Here is a 24,112-nt window from a genome sequence, read left to right as displayed (position 1 = left end):
AATTGCGTTGTTATTAGCAGAAGAAAAAGTGGCGTTTTTAGAAGAACTCCGTCAAAGTGTACGTGCTGTTTGTAAAGCATTTCCCGATACGTACTGGCGAAAAATTGATGAGCAGCAAGCATATCCAACGGAATTTGTGAAAGCGCTAACTGATGCAGGCTTTTTAGCAGCACTCATTCCTGAAGAATACGGGGGGGCGGGCCTTGGCATTACAGAAGCGTCCGTTATTTTAGAAGAAATCAATCGTTCTGGTGGAAACTCTGGGGCGTGTCATGCCCAAATGTATACGATGGGAACCATTTTACGTCATGGTTCGGATGATCAAAAACGTATGTATTTGCCAAAAATTGCTGATGGTAGGTTACGCCTACAAGCTTTTGGGGTGACAGAACCAAATACAGGTACGGATACGACAAGTCTAAAAACATCAGCCGTGCGACAAGGTGATCACTATATAGTGAATGGTCAGAAGGTGTTTATATCTCGTACGGAACATTCAGATTTAATGATTTTACTCGTGCGTACAACCTCTGTTGAACAAGTAACGAAAAAGAGTGAAGGCTTGTCCGTGCTATTAGTTGATTTACGAGAGGCAGTTGGAAATGGCATTGAAATTCGGCCGATTAAGACGATGATGAATCATTCAACGACTGAGTTGTTTATCGAAAATTTAAAAGTACCTGTAGAAAACCTAATTGGAGAAGAAGGAAAGGGTTTTCGGTACATTTTAGACGGTATGAATGCAGAACGTATTTTAATTGCCTCTGAATGTATTGGTGATGGTCGTTGGTTTATTGAACGTGCGACAAATTATGCGAATGAACGTGTCATTTTTAATCGCCCTATCAGTCAAAATCAAGGCATTCAGTTCCCGATTGCAAGAGCATATATCAATATTGAAGCGGCGAATCTCATGCGTTTTAAAGCAGCTCAATTATTTGATGAAGGAAAATCATGCGGGGCAGAGGCGAATATGTCTAAGCTTCTTGCAGCGGATGCGTCTTGGGAAGCGGCAAATGTCACATTACAAACACACGGTGGTTATGGCTTCGCGACGGAGTATGATATTGAACGGAAATTTAAAGAAACACGATTATATCAGGTAGCACCTATTTCGACAAACCTTATTTTATCGTATGTAGGGGAGCATGTTTTGAAAATGCCTAAATCTTACTAAGTGATGTTTTGAAATAGGAGAGTAAGACTGGAAGGGTGGTGAAGTGAATGTTGCCATTACAAGGAATGAGAGTCATTGATGTCACGACGAACATTTCAGGTCCCAGTTTGACGATGATTTTAGCTGATCTTGGTGCGGAAGTTATTAAGATTGAACGTCCGGGTATTGGTGACGAAGCACGTAAAATGGCCCCACTTGTAAAAGAGGATGGAACATTTTTCTTAAATATTAATCGCAATAAAAAGTCAGTTGTATTAAATCTACAATTACAAGAAGCAAGAGAAGTGATGTATGAGCTAATACGTGATGCGGATATTTTTGTTGAAAATTATCGATTAGGTAAAGCTGATAAGTTAGGCCTAGGCTATGATACTTTGAAATCTTTAAATGAACGTTTAATTTATTGTTCATTAACAGCATATGGTCAAATGGGGCCTTCCAAATATAAACCCGGTTACGATGCTATATTACAGGCTGAAACAGGTTTAATGAGCATGACAGGAAGCGATCAATTAGCACGTGTACCTGTTTCGATTTTAGATCAAGGCAGTGCTGTTTGGGGTGCACTTGGTATTTTATCAGCTCTCTTACAGCGTAAAGAAAATGGACAAGGGCAAAAAGTTGAAACTTCACTTTATGAAACAGGAGTCTACTGGGTCGCTTATCATTTACTCTCAACAATGTTAACAGGGGAAAATCCAGAAAAATTAGGCTCTAATCACGCTTCATTCGCTCCGTATGGCGCTTTTCAAACTGCAGATATACCAATTATGATAGGCATTTCTAATGATCGATTATTCGACAAGCTCTGTGTAGTGTTAGAGAAGCAGCAATGGCTTATAGATGAGCGTTTTTCTTCAAACGTAGTGCGTGTTCAAAATCGTACACTACTCAATGAAAAACTAACGGAAGCGCTGCAATCAAAAAAAGCAGCAGATTGGCTCGCCGATTTAGAGCGTCAAGGTGTACCTAGTGCCATGATTCAGCAAATGACTGATGTAGCAAAGCACCCACAAACACTTAGTAACCATATGCTTATAGATGCCGAGAACCCAAGCAATGGAAACATCCACTTAACCCGCTTACCGATTACATTATCATCAGTGGATTTGCAAGTCAGAAATACGCCCCCAGCTCTAGGTGAGCATACAGTTGAAGTGCTGAGGGCTTTAGGGAAAAGTGATGTAGAAATTGAGCGTTTAATGAACAGGCAAGAATTGCAAAATTAACGACAGATATTTGTTATGGAAAGAAGTTTTAAATAATTGATCAATTGGAGGAATGACTATGTGTAAATCGAAAGTGTATGTATTAGATACAGGTTCGATGAAGATGGATAAAAACTATATGATTGCTATGCATAACCCAGCAAGTGTTGATAATCCTTCTCCCCCAGCAGAGTTTGTAGAATTCCCAGTTTATGCAGTTTTAATTGATCATCCTGATGGGAAAATTTTATTTGATACAGGTTGTAATCCTGATGGTATGGGAGAAGAAGGACGCTGGCCACAAGGTGTACAAAAGCTGTTCCCTGTTTTCCAAAGTGAGGAATGCTACTTAATCAATCGTTTAGAACAACTAAAGGTACGTCCAGAAGATATAAAATATGTTGTCGCATCTCATCTGCATTTAGATCATGCCGGTTGCTTAGAGTTATTTACGAATGCCGAAATTATTGTCCATGATTCAGAGTTATCTAATGTTATGAAAACATTTGCGATGACACGTGATATGGGTGCTTATATATGGGGCGATGTAGAAGCATGGATAAAAAATCAGCTACGCTGGCGCACAATTCAGCCACATGAAAAAGAAGTGGAGTTAGTGAAAGGAATTAAAATCTTAAACTTTGGTCCAGGACATGCTTACGGTATGCTGGGCTTGCATATTGAGTTGCCAGGTACAGGTAATCTTTTACTTGCTTCAGATGCGTTATATACAGCAGAAAGCTTAGGCCCTCCTGTTAAGCCACCAGGTATCATATATGATTCTGTTGGCTATAGTAGCTCAGCTGAACGTATTCGAAAACTTGCAGAACAAAATAATTCAACCATTTGGTTTGGTCATGATTCGAATCAGTTTAACTCATTTATTAAATCAACCGAAGGCTATTACGAGTAAACCAATAACAACCCTAAGGCCACTACTGTCTTAGGGTATTTTTATAAAGTACAGAGGAGGATGAAAAATGATTGAATCTTGTTCTTATATTAGAGGTGTAGAAATTAAAGGTGATTTACGTGAAGAAATTGAAGTGCGTAATCCTTTTAATAATGAGCTAATCGGAATAGTCAGTTGTGCTACGACTAGCGATGTGGAACTTGCAGTTGAAGTAGCTCATGAAATTTACCAACAAAAAATGAAATCAATGCCTGCATATGAACGTAGTACGATTTTACGACGAGCTGCGGATCTACTCGAAATACAAGCACCAGATTTTGCAAATACGTTAGCACAAGAAGCAGGCAAGCCGATTGTAGAAGCAAGAGGTGAAGTAGCTCGGGCTATTCAAGTATTACGCTTTGCTTCTGAAGGGGCAAAAAATTTAAACGGGGAACAAATTGTCTTAGATAATGCACTTGGTGGTGAAGGGCAAATAGGTATAGCTAAACGGGTACCAATTGGAGTTGTTGCAGCAATTACACCGTTCAATTTCCCTTTAAATATGTCACTTCATAAAGTTGCACCTGCCATTGCAGCGGGAAATACAATCGTGTTAAAACCAGCAGAGAAAACGCCATTATCTGCTATAAAGTTATATAAATTGTTTGAACAAGCTGGTTTACCAAAAGGCGCTTTTAATTTATTGAATGGGCCGGGAGAGCAATTAGTTGAAACATTAGTGACACATCCACTAGTAAAAAAGGTGACTTTCACAGGTAGTAGTACCGTTGGATGGAAAATTCAAGAGATGGCAAAAGGGAAAAAAATCACTTTAGAGCTAGGCTCCAATGCACCTAATATTGTATTTGAAGATGCAGATATCGATCATGCGGTCAATGCGATTACAATGGGAGGCTTCACATTTGCAGGGCAGGCATGTGTCTCAGCACAACGTATTTTTGTACATCAGACAGTGTATAAGGAGTTTATAAAAAAGATTGTTGAAAAAGTGTCTCAGTTGAGAATGGGAGATCCACTTGATGAATCAACAGAACTTGGACCGATGATTACAGAAGAGGCAGCAAAACGTGCAGAAGAATGGGTAGATGAAGCAGTTGCTCAAGGGGCAGTTGTGCTGACTGGTGGAAAGCGCCACGGGACAATGATGCAAGCAACCATTTTAGATCATGTTCGATTTGATATGAAAGTGGTTTGTGCCGAAGTATTTGCACCTATAATTTCTATCATGCCATTTACTAGAGAAGAAGATGTCATAAAATGGGCGAATGATACAGAGTTTGGCTTACAGGCAGGTATCTTTACGAATAATATTAATCGTGCACTTCGTGTAGCAGAACAATTGGAAACCGGAGGCGTGTGGATAAATGAAGTTTCTGTCAAACGCTATGATCATATTCCATATGGCGGTGTGAAGAAGAGTGGAGTTGGCAAGGAAGGTATTCAATATTCGATTGAAGGTATGACAGAGTTGAAATTTATCGGTATCAATATCTTACCGTAAAGGGGACGTTGCAAATGAAAGTAAAATCAGCTATTTTACGTGCATCTGGTGTTCAAAAGCCATATGCAAAAAGTCGACCAATTCATATTGAAACAGTAGAGCTTGATTCACCAGAAGTAGGAGAAGTGCTTGTTCAAATTAAAGCAGCAAGTCTTTGTCACTCGGACTTATCCGTTATTGATGGTAGTCGCCCACGACCTCTTCCAATGGCGCTAGGACATGAAGCGGCAGGTATTGTTGTTGAAGTAGGCGAAGGTGTAACAGCATTCTCACCTGGCGATAAAGTGGTTTGTGTTTTTGTACCAAGTTGTGGACACTGCATTCCATGTTCTGAAGGTCGGCCAGCACTTTGTGAACCAGGCGCTGTTTCAAATGGAGCAGGAACATTAATTAGTGGAGGCATTCGCATTCATACTGAAACAGAAGATGTCAATCACCATGTGGGTGTCTCTGCTTTTTCTGAATACGCAGTAGTATCAGAGAATTCTTTGGTGAAGATTGATGAAGATTTGCCGTTTGAAAAACTCGCATTGTTTGGTTGTGCGGTTATTACTGGTGTAGGAGCGGTCGTGAATACGGCCAATGTGAAGCTTGGTAGTACGGTAGCTGTTATTGGCCTTGGGGGTATTGGCTTAAGCGCATTACTTGGTGCAATTGCGGCAGGTGCTAGCGAAGTGATTGCAATTGATATTAATGATAAAAAATTAGTGCAAGCAAAAGAACTGGGAGCTACGGCTGTCTTTAATTCAAGGGACGATGATGTCGTTCAACAAGTCAAAAAGTATACGAACGGCGGCGTCGATTATGCATTTGAAACAGCAGGGGTAGTAGCAGCTTTGGATGTTGCATACGCTGTAACAAAGCGCGGCGGTGTAACGACAACAACGGGTTTACCACATCCAGAACATCAATTTTCTTTTCCTTACGTGACATTAACAGCAGAAGAAAAGACGTTAAAGGGATCATATGTAGGTAGTTGTGTGCCAAAGCGTGATATTTCACATTATATTGAGCTGATGAAGCAAGGGCGTTTGCCTGTAGATGAGTTAATGTCGAACATTATTACCCTCGAAGATATTAACGAAGGCTTTGATTTACTAGCAACTGGGGATTCATCACGCATTATTATTAAAATGGATTAGGGGGTAGTTGTGTGGAGTTTAGCATTCAGATCGCAAACTACATTGTAGGTTTAACATATGAGCAGTTACCGAAGGAAGTCGTTACATTTACAAAACGTTGTATCCTAGATTATTACGCATCTGCACTTAAAGGACGAGATGGGTTACCAATACAAATGATTGATGAACTCATTCGTGAAATGGGTGGTGCACTGCAAGCAACAACAGTTACTAATGTTAAAAATTCAGTGTTGAATGTAGCATTATTAAATGGTGCGGCAAGTCATTTTGTTGAACTTGATGATATCCATAAGGCATCTATAGTACATGCTGCAACAGTTGTGATGCCAGCCGCAATTGCAGTTGCAGAGTGGAAAAGGCTTTCTGGGAAAGATCTCATCACAGCGATTGTCGCAGGGTATGAAGTGGCGTATAGAATTGGGGAAACAGTGTCACCATCACATTATTATTACTTCCATAATACAGCTACATGTGGAACTTTTGGTGCTACAGCTGCAGTAGCGAAATTACTGAAGTTAAATGAAAATCAAATTGTCGACGCGTTAGGTAGTGCTGGTACACAAGCGGCTGGTCTTTGGGAATTTATCGAAGATGGCGCAATGTCCAAGCAACTTCATCCGGGGAAAGCGGCTATGCACGGTGTTTTAAGTTGTTTACTAGCACAAAAAGGATTTACGGGCGCGAAGAAAATTTTAGAAGGAAGTCGAGGCTTTTTTGAAGCCATGAGTGAACAGCATGATGTGTCCAAGATGACAGAAGGTTTTGGCGATAGCTTTAAAATTATTGAAAACTCATTTAAAATACATGCTTCTTGCCGTCATACACATCATGTTATGGATTTACTAGTTGAATATCATAAAGGACATAATGTGAATTTAAAAGAGATAAAGAAAATCGTAATCTCAACTTATAAAGTAGCATTGGATATAACGGATAATCCATCACCTGATACGATTTATGCTGCAAAATTTAGTATTCAGTTTTGTGCGGCCCTTGCACTAATAACTGGTAGCGGAGGTTATCATGCATTTACAGAACAAATATTGCATGATCCAACAATTCACGCAATAGTAGAAAAAATTGAAGTTCAAGTAGACAAAAAAGTAGATGCAGCCTATCCGGAAGAATGGGGTACAAATCTATCGATACATTTTAATGATGGTTCGATTTATAAAGCAAAAACGAGATATCCAGTTGGAGATCCAGAAAATCCAGTGTCTACTGATGCGTTAGTTGAGAAATTTATGACACTTGCAAACGACTTACCTTTTGAACAAAGAGTGCAAATCGTAAAAACAATTCTCAACCTAGAACAATTTACCGTAAAAGAACTAGTAACTACGGTGCATAGGAAGATTGAAGCCGTAACTTAAATAAACAAAAACCCAAAATAGTGGATACTATTTTGGGTTCGTTTTCTTCTATTTTAAATCTTCAATGGAATCAATATCTACATATTTAGGAACAACGATACCATTTTTTGTTCCTTTTAAGTTTGGTCCTAAATCAACCAAATCTTTTTTGTATGATTCATAATAATCTTTGTGAGTACTTGGTAACCATGCTGCGACCATTGCATCGACACTTCCGTTTGCAACACCTGCAAACATCGGACCAACCTCAACTTGACTCATTTTTACTTTATAGCCGTTTTGCTCAAGTACTTTCGCAATGACGTTTGTACTAGCAATTTCAGTGTCCCAAGCAACATAAACGAGTTTGATCTCTTCACCATTACCCGCTTGTGCTCCTTTCGTCCATTTAGCTACTTTATCATTATTTGCTTTAATCCATTTGTCAGCGGCTTCTTTTGGATCCATACCACCTGATACATCTACCATTACTTTCTCCATATCACTTGTGTCCCAAGAGAATTGATCGAGTATTGTATAGGCACCAGGAGCATCTTCTTTTAATCCTTTTCGTACGATTGTATTAATTTCTTCTGCGCCACCAAATGTCCCATTAGGATCATCGAGATATTTCAAATCAAAGGAAGCGAACATCCAATGTGGAGACCAACCTGTAATAATAATTGGTTCTTTTTTTGAATATGCTTTCTTCAATTCAGCAACCATTGCTGCAGAAGAACCTTCAACAAGCGTCCAATTATCTAATTTATAATCTTTCATCGCAGTTTTTGCTTGTGCCATTAGTCCAGCACCGGGTTCAATACCGATAATTTTATAATCCGTCGATTCACCAATAGCAGAACCAGTCCCTTTTATAGTGTCCTCTTTTGTAAATGTGTTAAATAATGCAGCTACTACAATGAGGATACCTGTGATAATAAGGACAATTTTACGACTTACAAGTTTTTCATACGCTGGTTTACGGATGTTTTGAGTAATGCGGTCTAAAATGATGGCAATGAATACGATAGAAAGACCGGCTTCAAAACCTTGTCCAACATTAATCTGGCTCACGGCACGGTAAACGTCTGCACCAAGTCCAGGCGCACCAACTAATGAAGCAGTTACAACCATTGAAAGGGCAAGCATAATACTTTGGTTAATACCTGCTAATATGGTTGGTGTTGCTAAAGGTAATTGAACTTTAAATAATTTTTGACTGGATGTTGATCCGAATGCATCTGATGCTTCAATCAAATCTTTTGGCACTTCTTGAATACCAAGATTAGTCATTCGAATAGCAGGTGCAATCGCGAAAATAAACGATGCAACAATACCTGGTACTACACCAATTCCGAAAAATAGTATTGAAGGAATCAGATAAACAAATGCAGGCATTGTCTGCATAAAGTCTAAAATAGGTGTAACGATATTTTGTACTGTTTTATTTTGTGCACACCATATACCGATAGGAATACCGAGTAATATGATAAAGAATCCTGATACTAATACAATAGCTAAAGTTTGAATCGTTGAATCCCAATAACCTAAGTTATCAACTAATAGCAAACTCACTACTGTAAATATGCCTAATGGCCATTTACTCGTATAGCCGACTAGTAAGGCTAACACAATAATTAAAACAATTGGGGGACCTACACTTAATACATCAACAATTATATTTAACAGTCCATCGATTAAATTTGTAAAAAATGAAAACAGTGCAGCAAACGTGACTGTGATCCAATCTACTAAAGAATCTACCCATTCACCTAATGGAATTTTTGTTATATTCATCGTTTACTCACTCTCCAAATCGTTCAAGGAATCTTTGTTACCAGCTAATGCACCTATGACAGCTCCGCGAATAACAATTCCTTTGATTCTGTGTTTATCATCTACGACTGATATTGGAAGAGCGGACGTTGCCATAACATCCATTAAGTCGACGAGTAGTGCATCCTCAGGTACTGTTGGTACTTCGGTTGTCATGACTTCTGATATTGATAAGTTTTGATCAATCGCTTGGCGTGCTTGTTCGGCAGAAATAGCGCCAAGTAATTTTTGCTTACGATCCACCACGAATATACTTGAATAACCTTCTTTACGCATGATCTCTAGCGCAACACGTGGACCTCTATCGGCACCAATTTTCTCTGGTCGTTTCATAATATGTGAAGCTGTTAAGACTTTAGATAAATCGACATCTTCAACAAATTTTTCAACAAATTCATTTGCTGGATTCATCATGATTTGTTCCGGTGTACCAAGTTGGATGATGCTACCATCTTTCATTAGAGCGATTCGATCGCCAATTCTTAGTGCTTCGTCTAAATCATGTGTAATAAAGATAATCGTTTTTTTGAAATTCTCCTGAATCTCGAGTAGTTCATCTTGCATGTCTTTACGGATTAATGGATCTAGTGCACTAAATGCCTCATCCATTAGCAAGATATCGGTGTCACTAGCAAGTGCGCGAGCAAGACCTACCCTTTGTTGCATACCACCACTTAGTTGTGAAGGTAATTGATGTTCATACCCTTTAAGTCCAACGATTTCTAAAGCTTGCATAGCCTTCTCACGTCGATCTTTTATAGGCTTGTTTTGGATCTCAAGTCCAAATTCAGTGTTTTCTAAAATTGTTTTGTGGGGGAAAAGAGCAAAGTTTTGAAATACCATACTAATTTTCTGTTGTCTTACTTCTCTCAGACGGGAAGCACTCATTTTTACGATATCTTCATTATCAATTAAAATCTCACCAATGGTTGGGGCAATCAGACGATTAAACATTCGAATTAACGTAGATTTACCGCTACCAGACAAGCCCATAATTACGAAGATCTCTCCAGGGTAAATACTAAAGTTTACTTTATTTACACCTATAGTTTGTCCAGTCTCTTTCAAAATTTCTTTTTTAGAACGACCTAATTCTAAAAGCTCCAGTGCTGCTTTGGGAGACTTACCAAAAATCTTTGATACGTTTCTTACTTCTACAAAAGGATCCATTTAAACACCTCGTTCTTAATATTCTTTTTGAAAACAGAAGCAGTCATGAAATAACGATTATTAAATTTAATTATCTCGAAAAATAAATAAGAAGTTATTGGTTTATCATGTGCGAAGATGACTAAAACAATCCTTCTTACTTGAATTTCCAATTGTTTAATAAAGTAAATGGAAATTAGTCATTATATTTATGCTTGCTTTACTCATATTTTTACCAATTTTTGATATGTGTTGATGATGAGGGTAAAGAAAAAAGGGGAAAAACAACATCAAATAAGGGATTTTTTTATGGGCAAAATAGAGTGTTTACTTTATTACTATATCGTTTACTAAACTTCATTTCAAATGATAGCCGTACTTAGAACTATTGATTTCAATAACTTTTTCGCAGTACTGAAACATTTGAAATGTATTGTAAACGTTGGTGTGTATATGTTTTTTTCTTTTTTATCGGTAGATGTAATAGATAGAATAATAGATGAAATATATTTGTAAAATGTGAGATTAGACCTATTTAAATTTCCGGGGAAAAACACTAGTTTGCGATGGTGTATAAATGGATGTTTTCATTTTTGAAAGATGGATAAATAGCTAAAAATTAGTAAGTAATAATTTGAAAATTTTTACTTATATGTAATTTCATTTTTTGTCGAAATGGAAAATGAAAATCGATGATTTTAGATCTCTTATTAGTAATAGAATTATAGTTATCAGTATTAATGCGGCAAGTACCTATATATGGTAAGATTCTTTCCATTAACAGCAAAGGATATAAATATATAATGTATTATTAAACCATTTTTATAAGCCTTTTGTTTTTAATAATAGTTATTATGACATTTTAAAATACCCTTATTTGCTATTTCAGAAAATTCGTGTTATAAAGAAATCGGAAACTATTTTGCATAGTGTAAAATAGATTGTTCGAATTACATATTTATAGGAGGTTTTTTATATGGGACGTTTAAGCGGTAAAGTGGCAATTATTACAGGTGCAGCATCGGGTATGGGTGCCAAAGAATGTGAGTTATTCGCTAAAGAAGGAGCATCTGTAGTTGCTACGGATATTCAAGAAGAACTTTTAAATGAAGTCGTTGAGGCAATTAATGCAGCTGGTGGTCAGGCAATTGCATTTAAACATGATGTAACATCTGAGATACAATGGAAAGAAGTTGTCGCTTTAACTGTTGAAAAATTCGGTAAAGTAGATATTCTTGTTAATAATGCAGGTGTGTCTTGCACGAGTGTAATTGCTGATATCGAGATGTCTGAATGGAATAGAGTAATGGATATTAACTTGAATAGCTGTGTTCTTGGTATGAAATATGCTGTTCCTGAGATGCAGAAAAACGGCAATGGTTCAGTTGTTAATATTTCTTCTATTGGTGGACTTGTGGGTATGGCTGGTACAAGCCCTTACACAGCTTCTAAGGGAGCTTTGCGTGTATTATCAAAAGCTGCAGCAATTGAATACGGTAAAGATAGAGTTCGTGTAAACTCAGTACACCCAGGAATTATCGTAACACCAATGACAGAGCCATATATGGAACCTGCTATGCCTTATTATGAAGCACATACTCAACTTCCTTATATGGGTAATCCAGAAGATGTTGCGTACGGTGTATTATTCTTAGCGAGTGATGAAGCACGTTTTGTTACTGGTTCTGAACTTGTTATCGACGGTGGTTGGACTGCACTGTAGTCTTGAATTTCAAAGAAAAGGGCTGATTAACCAATGTCAGCTCTTTTTTTATGATTAAATTTGTTGAATTCAAGTTATTTCGCTTTTTCATAGCATTTTTGTATAATGTTGGAATACATACATTGATCGGAGGCATCGCGACTAATGAAAGAAGGACTGGATCCAAGAGAAATAAGAAGCTTAGAAAGTATTAAAAATGCATTCTTTAATATGCTCATTTCTTCAGAAACTATTTCTATTAAAACTCTCTGTGAAAGTGCTAATATTACACGTCCTACATTTTATAAACATTATTCTTCTATTAATGAACTAATGGATAAATTTTCTGAAGAGATGTTAAGTGATTTAACATCTCATATTGCAGTTCAACAAAAAATGGCGATTCGGGACTTAAGTTCAACCAACTTGCCTGAAAATATGGTGTCCTTATTTAAACACATTAAGGATAATCATTCTTTCTATGAAATGTTCTTATTGCAAAATCGTAAGACAAAATTTGCGAAAGAATTTAAGCGGATTATTCGATCTTTTGTAGAAGAAGGTATAGGAGCGGCACAGGAATCAGGTATGGCAGTAATAGTACCTAAAGATATACTGATTCAGTATGCTACGGGTGCTTTTTTAGAAGTAATCATCTCGTGGTTGGAAGAGCTAGATAAATACACGCCAGAAGAGCTCACAGAAATTCTTTTGAAAATCTCAATTTCTGGACCTTATTTAGAAGATTTTAATTAGTTTACTTTAGGTCGAATTCATTTAAAAGGAGTGATTATATGTGGCCATTCAATAAAAAACGTAAAGAAAATAAAAGTATTAGCCTAAAGAAAGAAGCTGATTATTCACGAGCTGGTAGCAATAATGATGAAACAAATACAGGTTTTTTTGCTTCTGTATTTGGTGATACATCTAATTCATGTGGAAGTTCTTCATCTAGTTCGGACTCTTCTGATTCAGGATCTTCTTGTGGTGGTGGGGACTAATAAATAGTTAATAAACATATAGTTTTAAAAAAATTGATGATTAGTAAAAAAGTTCTATAAAAATCACCTCTTTAGTATTTCTTTGAGGTGATTTTTTGTTGGATATTTATATTGAAATCTATGAAAAGGTAGTGAAGAAATGTACTTAAACGAACAGGGCAGGTTAGTTGAAGAAGTAAGAATAGATTATACATGAAAATTCACAATTCACCAATTCAAAAGAGCATTAAATTATGAATAATTTTCTTTTAAAAAGGTACTTGCGAGTATATCTTGTAAAGTTAAAATGCACATAAATTCCTATCTTAAGGATTATGTGCATTATGAATGTTTAAGAATTCACCTTTTTTGCCTCGTAATACCCTAATTTGTGAAAATTATAAAGCTGATTTATATGTTCCTTAGGATATGCTTCTAATAATTCAAGAATTTCTTTTGCAAATTCTAATGAAGCTGTTCCATTTGCGGTCACAATTTTCCCATCAGAAACTGCTTGCTCTAGTACATAATTTTTTTCATTTTGGTAGTTATCTTTTGCATAAGTTTTCAAATCATTAAGATCATTGCTGGTATGCTTTATTTCATTTAACCATCCATTGGCGCCCATAAAAACTGTTGCATCACATATTGCCCCGACAGGAATATCCATAGTAAGTGCCTTTTCCATTATTGGAATGACGTTATTGTTGAGCGACTTTCGCCAGGAGTTCCCCCCAATCAGTATTAAACCATAAAAGACTTCAGGTATACTTCTAAAAGTATAATTTGGAAGAACACTTAATCCACCGATTGACTTTATAACACCCTCGCTTACACTAACTATTTTAGTAATGTACTTGTCTGTAGTATTTAAAAAAGCTGCTATATAAGACAATTCCCAATCAGCAAATTCGTCCAATACTACAATTAAAATCTCTTTTTTCTCAGTTTGGTTCATTCATAAGCCCTCCTAATTAGTTTACAAAAATTCTATTAATTCGATGCTGTTCTCAGTATATAATGTATTAGTGACAAATGATGACACAATTAGTAAATGGGGGAAAGTATTGAGTAAGGCAATTAGATTAAATGAATTAAGGTTGTATATTAATCGAGTCAAAAAGTTTAAAGTAGATGATTTAGCAAATGAATTTAATGTTTCAAGAAGAACGATTCTTAGGGATTTAGAAGAACTAAGTATTTTAGGGGTTCCATTAATTTCAGAGGTAGGACCTAATGGAGGATATCAAGTTTTGGAAGAAAAAAATCTACTTGCTGTCTCTTTTACAAAAGAAGAAACTTTCTCGATCTTTTTTGCTCTTTTATCTTTAAAACATTTTATTAGCCTACCTTTTGAATCAGAATACAATTCAATCATAAAAAAATTCTACCTGAACTTAAATGGAAAGATGAAAGGTGAAATTGATTTAATCAAAAATAAGATTGATTTCAAAATAGATAATCAGAGTAAAGAAAATCCCCTATTAAAAGAGCTATTTATGGCGGCTATCGAAAATGAAACGCTTTGGATTTCTTACTTGGGGGTTAAAAGAGATATACAACCAATTGGATTATTTTCTCAATATGGAAGATGGTATTGCCCTTCGTATTGCTACCTTAGGAAGGAATTTAGACTTTTTCGCTGCGATCGAATATCAGAGATCGGATTAAGTGTCAGAAATGACAAGATGAATCTAAAGGAAACCAACTTACATGATATTATTAATCTTTTATCAATCAAAAAAGAGTATGAGCTTTTTGTGGAATTAACGCCAGAAGGAGTAGAAAAATATAAATCTAATGTTTCGCCATATCATCGAATATCAATAGACAGTAAAGGTCATGGAGTCATAAAGGGCTCAATAAGTGAAACAGAAATGGACTTTTTGGCTGATTATTTTATACAAATGGGGAAGAATGCAAAAGTAGTTCACCCCATAGAGTTAAGAGCTGAAATAAAAAAGAAAATTTTAGAATTGAGTGTTTTATACCAGTGATTTAGTATAGGAAACAATAATAAAATCATTCTACTATACTCCTATATGTTGAATTAATTGTACTAAAGAATTCGTTTTTGAATTATAAGGTACTATAGTCAATGACCAAAAGGCTGCTAAAGGTTAAGGAGTATTTTCAATAGGGGGACAATATGCAGTATTTAAAGAATATGAATGGAAATGAGTTTAACGAATATATTTTAGATAAAGAAAAGCGATTCGCAGAAACTTTAGCTGAACATACGTTTGAAGTTATAGAACCAGCTGCAGTACGAGCAAAGAAACAGCTGCAAGGGTATTTGCCAAATGGATTTCTTACAGATCAACATGAATTTTATAATATTGTGAATGAAAATGAGCGATATGGTTACGTTTGGCTAAAGATAGATGAAACCAAAAAAAGTGCATTTTTATATGAGATTTATATATTTGATGAATGCCGTTCAAAAGGCATAGGTACAAAGGTTATGGAAGAAATTGAAGAATATTTATCATTGAAAGAAATATTGTATTTTAAATTACACGTCTTTGGAACAAATCGTAAGGCAATTAAGTTATATGAAACAATAGGTTTCCAAATAGCTGGTATTAATATGTATAAAACTCTTTAATTTCTTGGGGGTAATTTTGAGGAGACATCTGGAGTAATTTTTGATATTTTAATGCTGCTTTCTAAAAAGTTTGTTGTTATTCAACTAACGGGACAGGTTAGTTGAATAAATTTCATTGAAACACAGTAAGTCTCTTCGCTTTTCGCACATAGTACGTCCCTATAAAAAATAATGCAAAATACTTTACACTAAGACCAATTTCCTTTAAGTCTTATTTGAGCTTATCTCGGACAACGGAGGGAATATCATTCAACTTCACTTCTTCCCAAGATTTCACATAAGTTCTCTTTGTATCAACTTTTAAGTATGCCCCCTCACGTAATTGTTTACCGGCAGTGAAAGTAATCTTTATTTTTTTGCCATCTTCATTAATTCCGTCTAGGGCATACTCGTATGTTTTTTGATCAATCTTTTTTCCAGTTTGATCAATCTTTACAAAAACATCCTTTTGATGAATAAAAGGGTTTAACATGTCTGCAAGCTCGTTCTTAACCAAAAGAGACATAAGCAATATTATTATAACTGCAACAACCAGGGTTCCAATTGCTATCTTTAATGCTTTCATCGTAGAATTCCTCCTTATTTTCTTCTTTCGTACATTTTACAAGAAATAAAAAGTAGTAGCCTTCGATTAGGGTTACAAATTAAACAAAGAAGTGACGATATTGTCACTTTCTACGTAAGTACGATCCAGTATCTATTAGCAGTTTAATAGTAGAAAGAGTAAAAAAAGAGGGAAATAACCATATCAAAGAGAATGATTAACAATAAATAAAGTCATTTAAATTCTGATAAATCTTAAGAAGGAGTGTGGAAGGTATGTTTCACCCAAAAGATGTTTTGTCTGATCAGTTGTTAGCTAATGCAAACGATCCAAGTTGGTATGTACCATTTTCAGAATCTGTTAAAAATTTGACAGATGAAGAAGCTTTTTGGAAGGTGAGTGAAGAAAGTAATAGTATTGCCGAAATTGTACAGCATTTGCTTTATTGGAATGAAACGTGGCAAACAAGGTATAAAGAAGCTAGTATTATTGCAGTTCCGGCAGTAGGGAGTAATGACAGTACGTTCACCATTTCAAAAAATAAAACATTCAATGAACTTCAAAAACAACTTTTAGAAGTTCTTTTACATTGGCAAGAAATATTAACTGAAGAACAACTAGAAAGCGATGTTCAAGGGTACTTTGATGCTAATTGGTGGCAAGTATTGGGGAATGTAACGACACATAATGCATATCATATCGGTCAAATTGTTTATATTCGGAAGATACAAAAGAGCTGGAATTAGAGCAAAAAGAAAAAGTGAGATATTTTATAGTTATTGAACTAACGGCGGTATTAGTGGCATAAGGAGATTTAAAATAATCACTCTTTTTATATAATCGAATCATCATTTATAGTTGAAGAATCCTTTCTGATCAATCATTTTTCAAAATGGATTCTTTTTTTGACTAAAAATGAGGATCATACGAAATTTCTAATCAAATTTTATTTCAAATCCATAAACACCAACTAAAATATGGTAAAATTTATTTATAGAATAGTCGAAATTTTCATAAATTTGTTTTACGGAAGGGTCGGTTTTATTGGTGAAATATCTAAAAATAGTTGCGGTATTAGTACTAATAATGACATTTCTAACGCTTGCTTCCTGTACACAATCAGAAAAATCTAAAAGCGAACTCGCCGATTCTAATGAAAAACAAGATATTGATAGTATAGTTTTATCATTCGAACACCCTCAAACAAATCAAAAGTATAAAATCGTCAATGCCTATGAACTTTATCAAAACTATAAAGATAAGGTTGAAAGTAACCCAAAACATTCACAATTGGAAATTTATAATGAAGAGGTAATTAAACAAGTATATAGTGATTGTTTTGAGAATGGTGAATATCTTCATATGGCTGATCCAGTTCTAAATGTAGCTCCTGATCGTTTAACAGAAAATCAAAAATTAAGCGAAAAAATTGACAGGGAAGAAACAGAAAATATTATAAAAGAAGCTCTTTTAAAATCTTCTGATCTTATCACATCTGAAAATGAAACAACTGTATGTGTTTTTCCTTCCACAAATGTAAATGCATCTATGATAACCGTAGGGGCAGGTAAAATAATAGTCCTATACGATAAATATTTTAATGATGCTGTTTTAAGGGCTGGAGTAGCTCACGAATATCATCATAGTGTTTGGACTGAGAAGTACCTACGTAAAGAAGTACCTTTTTCTGTATTGGATACTCTAATATTTGAAGGAAAAGCGGTTAAGTTTGAAAAATCAGTTTATCCTGAAATTGTTTTATCTCCAGTTGATTTAACTTACAACAAAGTTTATTGGTCAAAAGTTGCATTAGATCTCGAAAAGTATGACTTGAATCGGGCACTTGAAATTATTCTTGGAGGAAATGGCCTTCCGTTATATTATGGTTACAGTGAAGGATATAAAATGGTTAAATCATATCTTGATTTGAACCCTAATGTAACACCAGAAGAATGGACTGCCCTAAGTTCTAAAGAAATTTTTGAAAAAGGGAATTATCTTGAAAACTATAAATAACAAATTATCCATTACACCAACATTGTTTATAGATGGAAAATTTATTATGGTTGTTAGTTGTGTTGTTTTAGTTTCCATAATTGTTGATTTGAAATTAAGTTACGATGTTTAGAAAAATGTTTCGATGCTTACCTTAGTTCATTTCTCTAAGACTTGTTTTTTCTGTAGTTTTCAAATGCTCATGCCCAAGAGAACGCATAATATCGTAATTAACGAAATAACCATCTTTATTAAAACAACCTAAACCTTTATATAACAAGGGATATGGTTGTTTTTTATTTCCTCCTAAAGTTATGGAAAGAAGGATTAACGCAAAAACGACTGAAAATCGAGCAAATAAGAAGGAATAAATGAAGATAAAGCGGTTTTCGCTCGAGTTGAACCTGAATATAGTGTAGATTTGTAAAAAAGCTTGATTTTATATTGGGAATTTTTGTTACTATCAATATTGAGATTGTGAAAGAATGTACTTAAACTAACGGGGCAGTTTAGTTGAAGAAGAGGAATAGATAAAAGGCTATTTCGTAAGGTTTGTTGCTTTCTAAATAAAATAAGGTTTTTTACATTTTTATGGTATTTTATTTACAGGAGCTTATTCAACTATAGGGGCAGATTAGTTCAATAAGAATTTCTTGAAAGAAGGTAAAATAATGAAACAAGAACAAAATTCACTGGTGTTGTATGGAAAAAGAAAGCTGAAATGGATACAAAATAATTTATCCCCTCTTGAAAAAGATGAAATCCTAATAAAAACTATTGCGGGTGCAATTAGTATTGGGGCAGAACTGCCACAATATATGGAAAGTGATTTTACTGATAAATCTCCTATTTATCCGAAAGAGACTGGGTATGAAAGCTATGGTGAAATTATTAAGATAGGTGATAATGTTAAATCATTAAATCTTGGAGACAGGGTAGTAGCATTTTATGGGCACAAGGATTTTGGAGTAATTAAAGAATATAAAGCTATTCCAGTTCCTAAAGACATTCACTATTCTTACGCATTACTCACTATTTTATCCTGTGACTCGTCAAAGGGTGTCCTGAAACTCAAACCTAAAGAGTCAGATAGAGTAATAGTAAGTGGGATGGGGACAATAGGACTTTTAACTCTATATTTCTTAAAACAAAAAGTAAAAGTTCAACATGTGGATGTAATAGAACCGAATACCTCAAGAGGGAAATTGGCTAAGCTGCTGGGGGCAGACTGTGTTTAATTATGGATCTGCATGCCCAATAAATCATTATGATTATGGATTAGAGTGTTCAGGACATAATGATGCATTTAATATATTACAGAAATCACTAACGAAAGAAGGCAGTATATGTATTCTTTCAGATGGGAATAAAGAGAGGTTTGAATTACAACCTGAATTTTATGAGAAAGAACTAAAAATTGTTGGTTCAAGTGACGGTTGGGATTATAAGAAGCATTCCGAATGGTTTATTAATGAAGTACGAAATGATACTAAATTAAATAAAATATTCGAGAAAAAAATAAAAAAAGAGGAACTGATTAGCTGTTTTGAGGACATAGCTGAAGGAAAAATCAATCCTTTAAAGGTCTTAGTAGAATACTAAATTGCATTATGGCATTTTGCCGCTACTTCACGGCGAATCGTAACATAAGTAGGTGACATTCTTTAGTAAGAAGTGTTTTTCTTGTTCAACTAACGGGTGCTTTAGTAGAAAATCTATGAGCTGTTCAGACAACTCTTTTTTCTTCTTGGCTCTGTTAAATTTCAATGTTGTTTTTTTAAAATAATTAGGGGAACCTGATTTGTTGAGGTTCCCCATTCTTCTTGCCTTGATATAAGAATAATTAATAATTTACCTTTAGAGGGCGAAAAAATGAAATGATTTTTAAAAGGAATGGGAATAAGTAAAAACAAATCATGAAGTGTTGAAGTGAATTTTTTGCAGGTGTATGCTTTTATGGGATAATAGTATAATTATGTAATGGTTTACTTTGGAAGAGTAGACAAAGAGGAGGAATTATCAATCGTGCGTATTTTACAGTCAGTTTTTTTTGTTTTTTTGTTATCAGTGGTCTTTAGTCAGGTAACTTTTGCAGAAGAAAACAATATATCGTCAGGTCTCCCTGTCCAAGGGAAGATAAGTTCAAGTAATGATAAAGATATCTATCGATTCACAATGGATAAGGACGGGGAGGCACGTATTATCTTAGATAATACAACGAGTGGATTTTACGCATATCTGTATGACAGCAACGGGAAAGAAGTAACTAGTACCTATACTAGTACGGCTGGATTAAATATTGGTTTTCTTGAATACCTAAAAAAAGGAACTTATTCTGTAGAACTTCAACCTTATCACTGGAGTGCAAATGGAGACACCAGTGGTAGTTATAGACTCAAAGCGACATATGCGGCGTCCACTGTTAAAAGAGATGCTAAAACTTTTGAGCCGAATGATACACTTGAAACATCTATGCCGATTAAATCAGGGAAAATGTATACATCCGACATCTCTTCAACAGATAGGGATGTCTATCAATTTACAACAAAAAAGGACGGGGAGGCATATATTACCTTCGATAATTTGACAGAAGCTTTCTACGTAACTCTGTTTGATAGCAACAGGAAAGAAGTAACTAGTGCCTATACGAGTAGTGCTGGAGGAGAAATAAGTTTACTTACAGACATTCAAAAAGGAACCTATTATATAGTGGTTAACGATTATTGCGAGGAGTGTCAAACTACGAGCGCTAGTTATAGATTAAAAGCGACGTTTGCTTCTACCTTCACAAGAGATGCTAAAACTTTTGAGACGAATGATACGATTGAAACATCTATGCCGATTATTTCAAATAAATACTATAACTCAAGTAGTTTTTCATCACTTGATAGAGATGTTTATAAATTCACAACAAAAAAGGACGGAGAAGCACGTATTACCTTGGATAATACCAAGGCTGGATTTTCCGCATATCTGTATGATAGCAATGGAACTGAAGTAGCTCGTACCTACACCGCAAGGGCGGGAAAAAAAATAACTTTTTCTCCACGGGTCAAAAAAGGAACTTATTATATAGTGATTAATCCTTATGGCTGGGGTGGGAGTGGAATTACAAGCGCTACTTATAGACTAAAGGCAACTTACAAGAATAGAGCAACGGCTCCTTCTGTTCCAACTATAAATAAACTAACAAGTAAATCGGTAAAAGTAACAGGAAAAGGTACAAAGGGAACGACAATCTATGTTTATAACAGCGTTAAGAAGATTGGACGAGGATCTGTTAGTAGTAAAGGGAATTATTCGGTGAAAATCAAAGCGCAAAAGAAAGGCACGGTAGTGCGGGTATATGCGAAGGATAAATACGGAAACAAGAGTAAAAGTAGAACAATCAGAGTAAAATAGCTTTTATTTAAATAAATATGTGTCTTAAAAGATTTGTTATGCAGAGGGAATACTTTTAATAGTATTCCTTCTTTTTCATTCTCTTTTTACTCGTTTATGAAAAGTAGAGGAGAAGTGAGTCAACAGAGGATGAGTGAGTAGAAAAGAAGTTTGTAGCTACGTTATCAATATTGAAATTTAACAGAGCCTTCTTCTTCAACTAACGGAGCAGTTTAGTTCTAAGAAAAATCAGTGAAAGAGCAAAAAAATTAAATATCTAATAATAGTTCTATGAGAATTTCAAATAATTACTTGTCAGAAGGATTGAAAAAATAATGTTATTCTCCAATAGATAATTTAAAATGACATGAGCTGTTATTGAATCACAGGTAGAATTGCAGATTTCGAATCAAACTGTATATATTACGATACATCTTCCACATTTAGTAATACTCACATATCGCCACATCTCCGATGTATACCCCATTTGATCTTTTCACTCATTTTTGAAACAGAAATTCCTCTTGCTCCGTCTAACATTTAATAATAAAAGGAGTTGCCCTATGACCCGACTCGAAAAATTTATATATGATCATGGTGATGAGTTGTTGAGACTTGCTTATACATATGTGAAAAATAAGCAAGCTGCGGAAGACATTGTCCAAGATGTGCTACTAAAAGCATTTGAAAAGCAATCGTTGTTCCGTGAAGAGGCCACGTATCGTACATATTTGTATCGAATGACGATCAATCGCAGTTACGACTATTTGCGAAGTTGGCATTATAAAAATACGACTATTGGCGAAAAAATTCAGCATTTATTTGGCCGATCGACAGAGCAAGATATCGTGACGAAATCAGAAAATCGTCTACTCGCACAAGCCGTTCTTTCATTACCGCTGAAATACCGTGAAGTCATTGTACTTACGTATTACTTAGACTATTCGTCAGAGGAAATTGGTATGCTACTAAATTGTTCATCGGCTACGGTGCGTACAAGGCTTGCGCGTGGTCGTAAAAAACTTAAATTGGTGCTTAAGGAGGACGGCTTTGATGGAACGATTGAAAACGGGTATTGATGAGGTGATTGGCGAAGAGTTCTGGATGACGAAGGACCTTGCACGGAAAATGGCTAAACCGAGAAAAAAGTTGACGCGTACTCCAATATTTGCAATGGTAGGCATAGTTTCAATCGCTGCATTGCTTCTTACGATTACATTATGGTCAGCCCAATCAGGGATTTTAAGTGCTGCCACAACAAATGCACTTGGGGACCATGGAGAACTTTTTAACACGTATTTCGAGGCAATTGATGCACTGGATTCAGAAACGCTAAACCTAGTAGCATCCCCGGCATATGGTGGGACTGTGGATGAGCTATCTAAAAAGTATGAAAATATGGATTTTTCGAAAGCAGAATTTCTACGGGAGCTTGACGGCATCATTTGGATGAAATTTATGGTGATGAATAAAGAAGGAGAAAAATGGAACGAAGTTGTTACGTATTACCAAATTGTTGATGGCAAAATATATGAATCAGTTTATGATCAACCCTTTTATATATACGAGCGTTTTGATATTGAAGTAGCGCAGGCGCAAGCCATTTTTGGTTTCGGTGGATATAGTCATAATAACAATCAGTTTGTGGCAATAGATGATGGAGAATTGCTTGTGAGTGGCTCTCGTTCACGTAATAAAGTAGAGTCAGCCATCGAGTTATACTTAAAAGAGATTGGCAAGGAAAATGTGTTTAAACATTTCCAACAACCTCGACTTATCTACAAAGATAATGGAAAAGTTTTATGGTTATCGGCAGATGGATTTGACATCGTCTTTACGAGAAAAGGCGAGCGTATTTTAGTGGATAACCAAGGCGCAGAATATTATCAGCAATGAAGATACTAACAAAACATGTCGCTCAGTCTGCGTGTTCTTAATAATTTTCAAGCACACGAAGACTGTTAACACCTATTAAATTGTAATATTGTGAAGTGTTTCACTTAAACTAACGGGTGCTTTACTTGAAGATCATTGAGTTGCATATGCAGCTCTTTTTTCTTTATTTAACTACGGGGCAGGTTAGTTTAATAAGAGTTTATAAGGAAATGAATCATTTTATATGATAAAATATTCCAAATAAGAAAGTTAGCCAATGAGTGAGGTGTACGATGTGGTTGGTGCAATTTTAGTAATTTTGGTACCTTTTTTAATATTCGCTATCGTTTTGTCAAAAGGAAAAGGAGCATTTCTGCTTGCTGGTTATAATACAATGTCCGATAGCGAAAAAGAAAAATATAGAGAAGAAGAACTTTGTAAATTTATGAGTAAAATAATGTTTGGCATTTGCTTTAGCATATTATTAATTGCATTAAGTGAATATTTTAAAATTCAATTTCTACTTATCATAGGTCTTATTTTAATCATAGGTCTTATTGTTTTTTCAATGGTTTATTCAAATACAGGTAACCGATTCAAAACCGATTCAAAAGATTCATATTGATGAGAGTGAAGCCAAAAACAAATAATGCAAGGTGTTGTAAGTTGGCTTCGTGAATAACGACACTTAATTCAACGGATTAATAGTACATTAAGGAGCTGTGTTCGCAGTTTTTTTAATCAAC

At 35.3% G+C, this 24,112-nt stretch carries 21 protein-coding genes and 1 pseudogene; 18 read left to right on the top strand and 4 right to left on the bottom strand.

Features of this window, described 5'->3' with window-relative positions:
- Window positions 1–7 precede the first annotated feature (7 nt).
- The 6 genes from BK137_RS16365 (at window position 8) to BK137_RS16340 (ending at window position 7,317) form a co-directional block, all read left to right on the top strand.
- Entirely contained in the window at window positions 8–1,177 is a 1,170-nt protein-coding gene (locus tag BK137_RS16365) for an acyl-CoA dehydrogenase family protein (RefSeq protein ID WP_051448820.1), read from the top strand.
- A 47-nt stretch (window positions 1,178–1,224) separates the two neighbouring features.
- Window positions 1,225–2,406: a CaiB/BaiF CoA transferase family protein gene (locus tag BK137_RS16360; RefSeq protein ID WP_038189308.1), complete on the top strand. Its 1,182-nt coding sequence runs from the start codon at window positions 1,225–1,227 to the stop codon at window positions 2,404–2,406.
- Between the two features lie 58 nt (window positions 2,407–2,464).
- A complete protein-coding gene (gene ahlS / locus BK137_RS16355; protein ID WP_038189305.1) occupies window positions 2,465–3,298 on the top strand; it encodes an AhlS family quorum-quenching N-acyl homoserine lactonase in 834 nt (277 codons plus the stop codon).
- Window positions 3,299–3,365: 67 nt separating this feature from the next.
- Window positions 3,366–4,802 (top strand): aldehyde dehydrogenase family protein, encoded by a 1,437-nt coding sequence (locus BK137_RS16350; protein ID WP_038189303.1) that lies wholly within the window; start codon window positions 3,366–3,368, stop codon window positions 4,800–4,802.
- Window positions 4,803–4,816: 14 nt separating this feature from the next.
- Window positions 4,817–5,944: a zinc-dependent alcohol dehydrogenase family protein gene (locus BK137_RS16345; protein ID WP_038189301.1), complete on the top strand. Its 1,128-nt coding sequence runs from the start codon at window positions 4,817–4,819 to the stop codon at window positions 5,942–5,944.
- An 11-nt stretch (window positions 5,945–5,955) separates the two neighbouring features.
- A complete protein-coding gene (locus BK137_RS16340; protein ID WP_038189298.1) occupies window positions 5,956–7,317 on the top strand; it encodes an MmgE/PrpD family protein in 1,362 nt (453 codons plus the stop codon).
- Between the two features lie 48 nt (window positions 7,318–7,365).
- Here the strand turns inward: BK137_RS16340 and BK137_RS22830 are convergent, their stop codons facing one another.
- The gene (locus tag BK137_RS22830; protein ID WP_038189295.1) at window positions 7,366–9,093 is read right to left on the bottom strand and encodes a glycine betaine ABC transporter substrate-binding protein; all 1,728 of its coding nucleotides are present in this window, start codon (window positions 9,091–9,093) and stop codon (window positions 7,366–7,368) included.
- Between the two features lie 3 nt (window positions 9,094–9,096).
- On the bottom strand, window positions 9,097–10,302 hold the full coding sequence (locus tag BK137_RS16330; protein WP_038189292.1) for a quaternary amine ABC transporter ATP-binding protein: 1,206 nt from the start codon (window positions 10,300–10,302) through the stop codon (window positions 9,097–9,099).
- 955 nt (window positions 10,303–11,257) lie between these two features.
- Between BK137_RS16330 and BK137_RS16325 the strand changes: the two genes are divergently transcribed.
- The 3 genes from BK137_RS16325 to BK137_RS16315 all read left to right on the top strand — a co-directional run bounded on the left by BK137_RS16325 (window position 11,258) and on the right by BK137_RS16315 (window position 12,984).
- The gene (locus BK137_RS16325) at window positions 11,258–12,004 is read left to right on the top strand and encodes an SDR family NAD(P)-dependent oxidoreductase (protein WP_038189281.1); all 747 of its coding nucleotides are present in this window, start codon (window positions 11,258–11,260) and stop codon (window positions 12,002–12,004) included.
- Between the two features lie 144 nt (window positions 12,005–12,148).
- On the top strand, window positions 12,149–12,739 hold the full coding sequence (locus BK137_RS16320) for a TetR/AcrR family transcriptional regulator (RefSeq protein ID WP_038189278.1): 591 nt from the start codon (window positions 12,149–12,151) through the stop codon (window positions 12,737–12,739).
- A gap of 38 nt (window positions 12,740–12,777) precedes the next feature.
- Window positions 12,778–12,984 (top strand): hypothetical protein, encoded by a 207-nt coding sequence (locus BK137_RS16315; protein ID WP_038189275.1) that lies wholly within the window; start codon window positions 12,778–12,780, stop codon window positions 12,982–12,984.
- A gap of 331 nt (window positions 12,985–13,315) precedes the next feature.
- On the opposite strand, the gene BK137_RS16310 is transcribed toward BK137_RS16315, so the two are convergent.
- Window positions 13,316–13,921 (bottom strand): DJ-1/PfpI family protein, encoded by a 606-nt coding sequence (locus BK137_RS16310; RefSeq protein ID WP_038189272.1) that lies wholly within the window; start codon window positions 13,919–13,921, stop codon window positions 13,316–13,318.
- A 109-nt stretch (window positions 13,922–14,030) separates the two neighbouring features.
- Here BK137_RS16310 and BK137_RS16305 point away from each other — a divergent pair, with 109 nt between their 5' ends.
- The gene (locus BK137_RS16305; RefSeq protein WP_038189268.1) at window positions 14,031–14,960 is read left to right on the top strand and encodes a helix-turn-helix transcriptional regulator; all 930 of its coding nucleotides are present in this window, start codon (window positions 14,031–14,033) and stop codon (window positions 14,958–14,960) included.
- A 152-nt stretch (window positions 14,961–15,112) separates the two neighbouring features.
- Complete coding sequence (locus BK137_RS16300) at window positions 15,113–15,571, top strand: GNAT family N-acetyltransferase (RefSeq protein ID WP_038189265.1); 459 nt, start codon at window positions 15,113–15,115, stop codon at window positions 15,569–15,571.
- 211 nt (window positions 15,572–15,782) lie between these two features.
- Here BK137_RS16300 and BK137_RS16295 read toward each other — a convergent pair whose 3' ends face one another.
- Complete coding sequence (locus BK137_RS16295; protein WP_038189261.1) at window positions 15,783–16,136, bottom strand: YxeA family protein; 354 nt, start codon at window positions 16,134–16,136, stop codon at window positions 15,783–15,785.
- A 254-nt stretch (window positions 16,137–16,390) separates the two neighbouring features.
- Between BK137_RS16295 and BK137_RS16290 the strand changes: the two genes are divergently transcribed.
- The 7 genes and pseudogenes from BK137_RS16290 to BK137_RS16260 all read left to right on the top strand — a co-directional run bounded on the left by BK137_RS16290 (window position 16,391) and on the right by BK137_RS16260 (window position 23,991).
- Window positions 16,391–16,861 carry a DinB family protein gene (locus tag BK137_RS16290; protein WP_038189247.1) on the top strand — a complete coding sequence of 157 codons (471 nt, stop codon included), beginning with the start codon at window positions 16,391–16,393 and terminating at the stop codon, window positions 16,859–16,861.
- Between the two features lie 301 nt (window positions 16,862–17,162).
- Window positions 17,163–18,131 (top strand): DUF2268 domain-containing putative Zn-dependent protease, encoded by a 969-nt coding sequence (locus BK137_RS16285; RefSeq protein ID WP_051448825.1) that lies wholly within the window; start codon window positions 17,163–17,165, stop codon window positions 18,129–18,131.
- A 650-nt stretch (window positions 18,132–18,781) separates the two neighbouring features.
- A pseudogene (locus BK137_RS16280) lies at window positions 18,782–19,712 on the top strand (alcohol dehydrogenase catalytic domain-containing protein).
- Between the two features lie 423 nt (window positions 19,713–20,135).
- Entirely contained in the window at window positions 20,136–21,512 is a 1,377-nt protein-coding gene (locus BK137_RS16275; RefSeq protein ID WP_038189242.1) for an Ig-like domain-containing protein, read from the top strand.
- Window positions 21,513–22,054: 542 nt separating this feature from the next.
- Window positions 22,055–22,570, top strand: a complete 516-nt coding sequence (locus tag BK137_RS16270; protein WP_051448819.1) for a sigma-70 family RNA polymerase sigma factor — start codon at window positions 22,055–22,057, stop codon at window positions 22,568–22,570.
- Window positions 22,545–23,387: a hypothetical protein gene (locus BK137_RS16265; RefSeq protein WP_038189228.1), complete on the top strand. Its 843-nt coding sequence runs from the start codon at window positions 22,545–22,547 to the stop codon at window positions 23,385–23,387. The genes BK137_RS16270 and BK137_RS16265 overlap by 26 nt, the downstream gene beginning before the upstream one ends.
- A gap of 274 nt (window positions 23,388–23,661) precedes the next feature.
- The gene (locus BK137_RS16260) at window positions 23,662–23,991 is read left to right on the top strand and encodes a DUF3784 domain-containing protein (RefSeq protein ID WP_038189225.1); all 330 of its coding nucleotides are present in this window, start codon (window positions 23,662–23,664) and stop codon (window positions 23,989–23,991) included.
- Window positions 23,992–24,112: the final 121 nt, after the last annotated feature.

It is taken from the genome of Viridibacillus arenosi, from assembly GCF_001955655.1.
GTDB lineage: Bacteria > Bacillota > Bacilli > Bacillales_A > Planococcaceae > Viridibacillus > Viridibacillus arenosi.
This window is presented reverse-complemented; position numbering and strand designations above follow the sequence as displayed.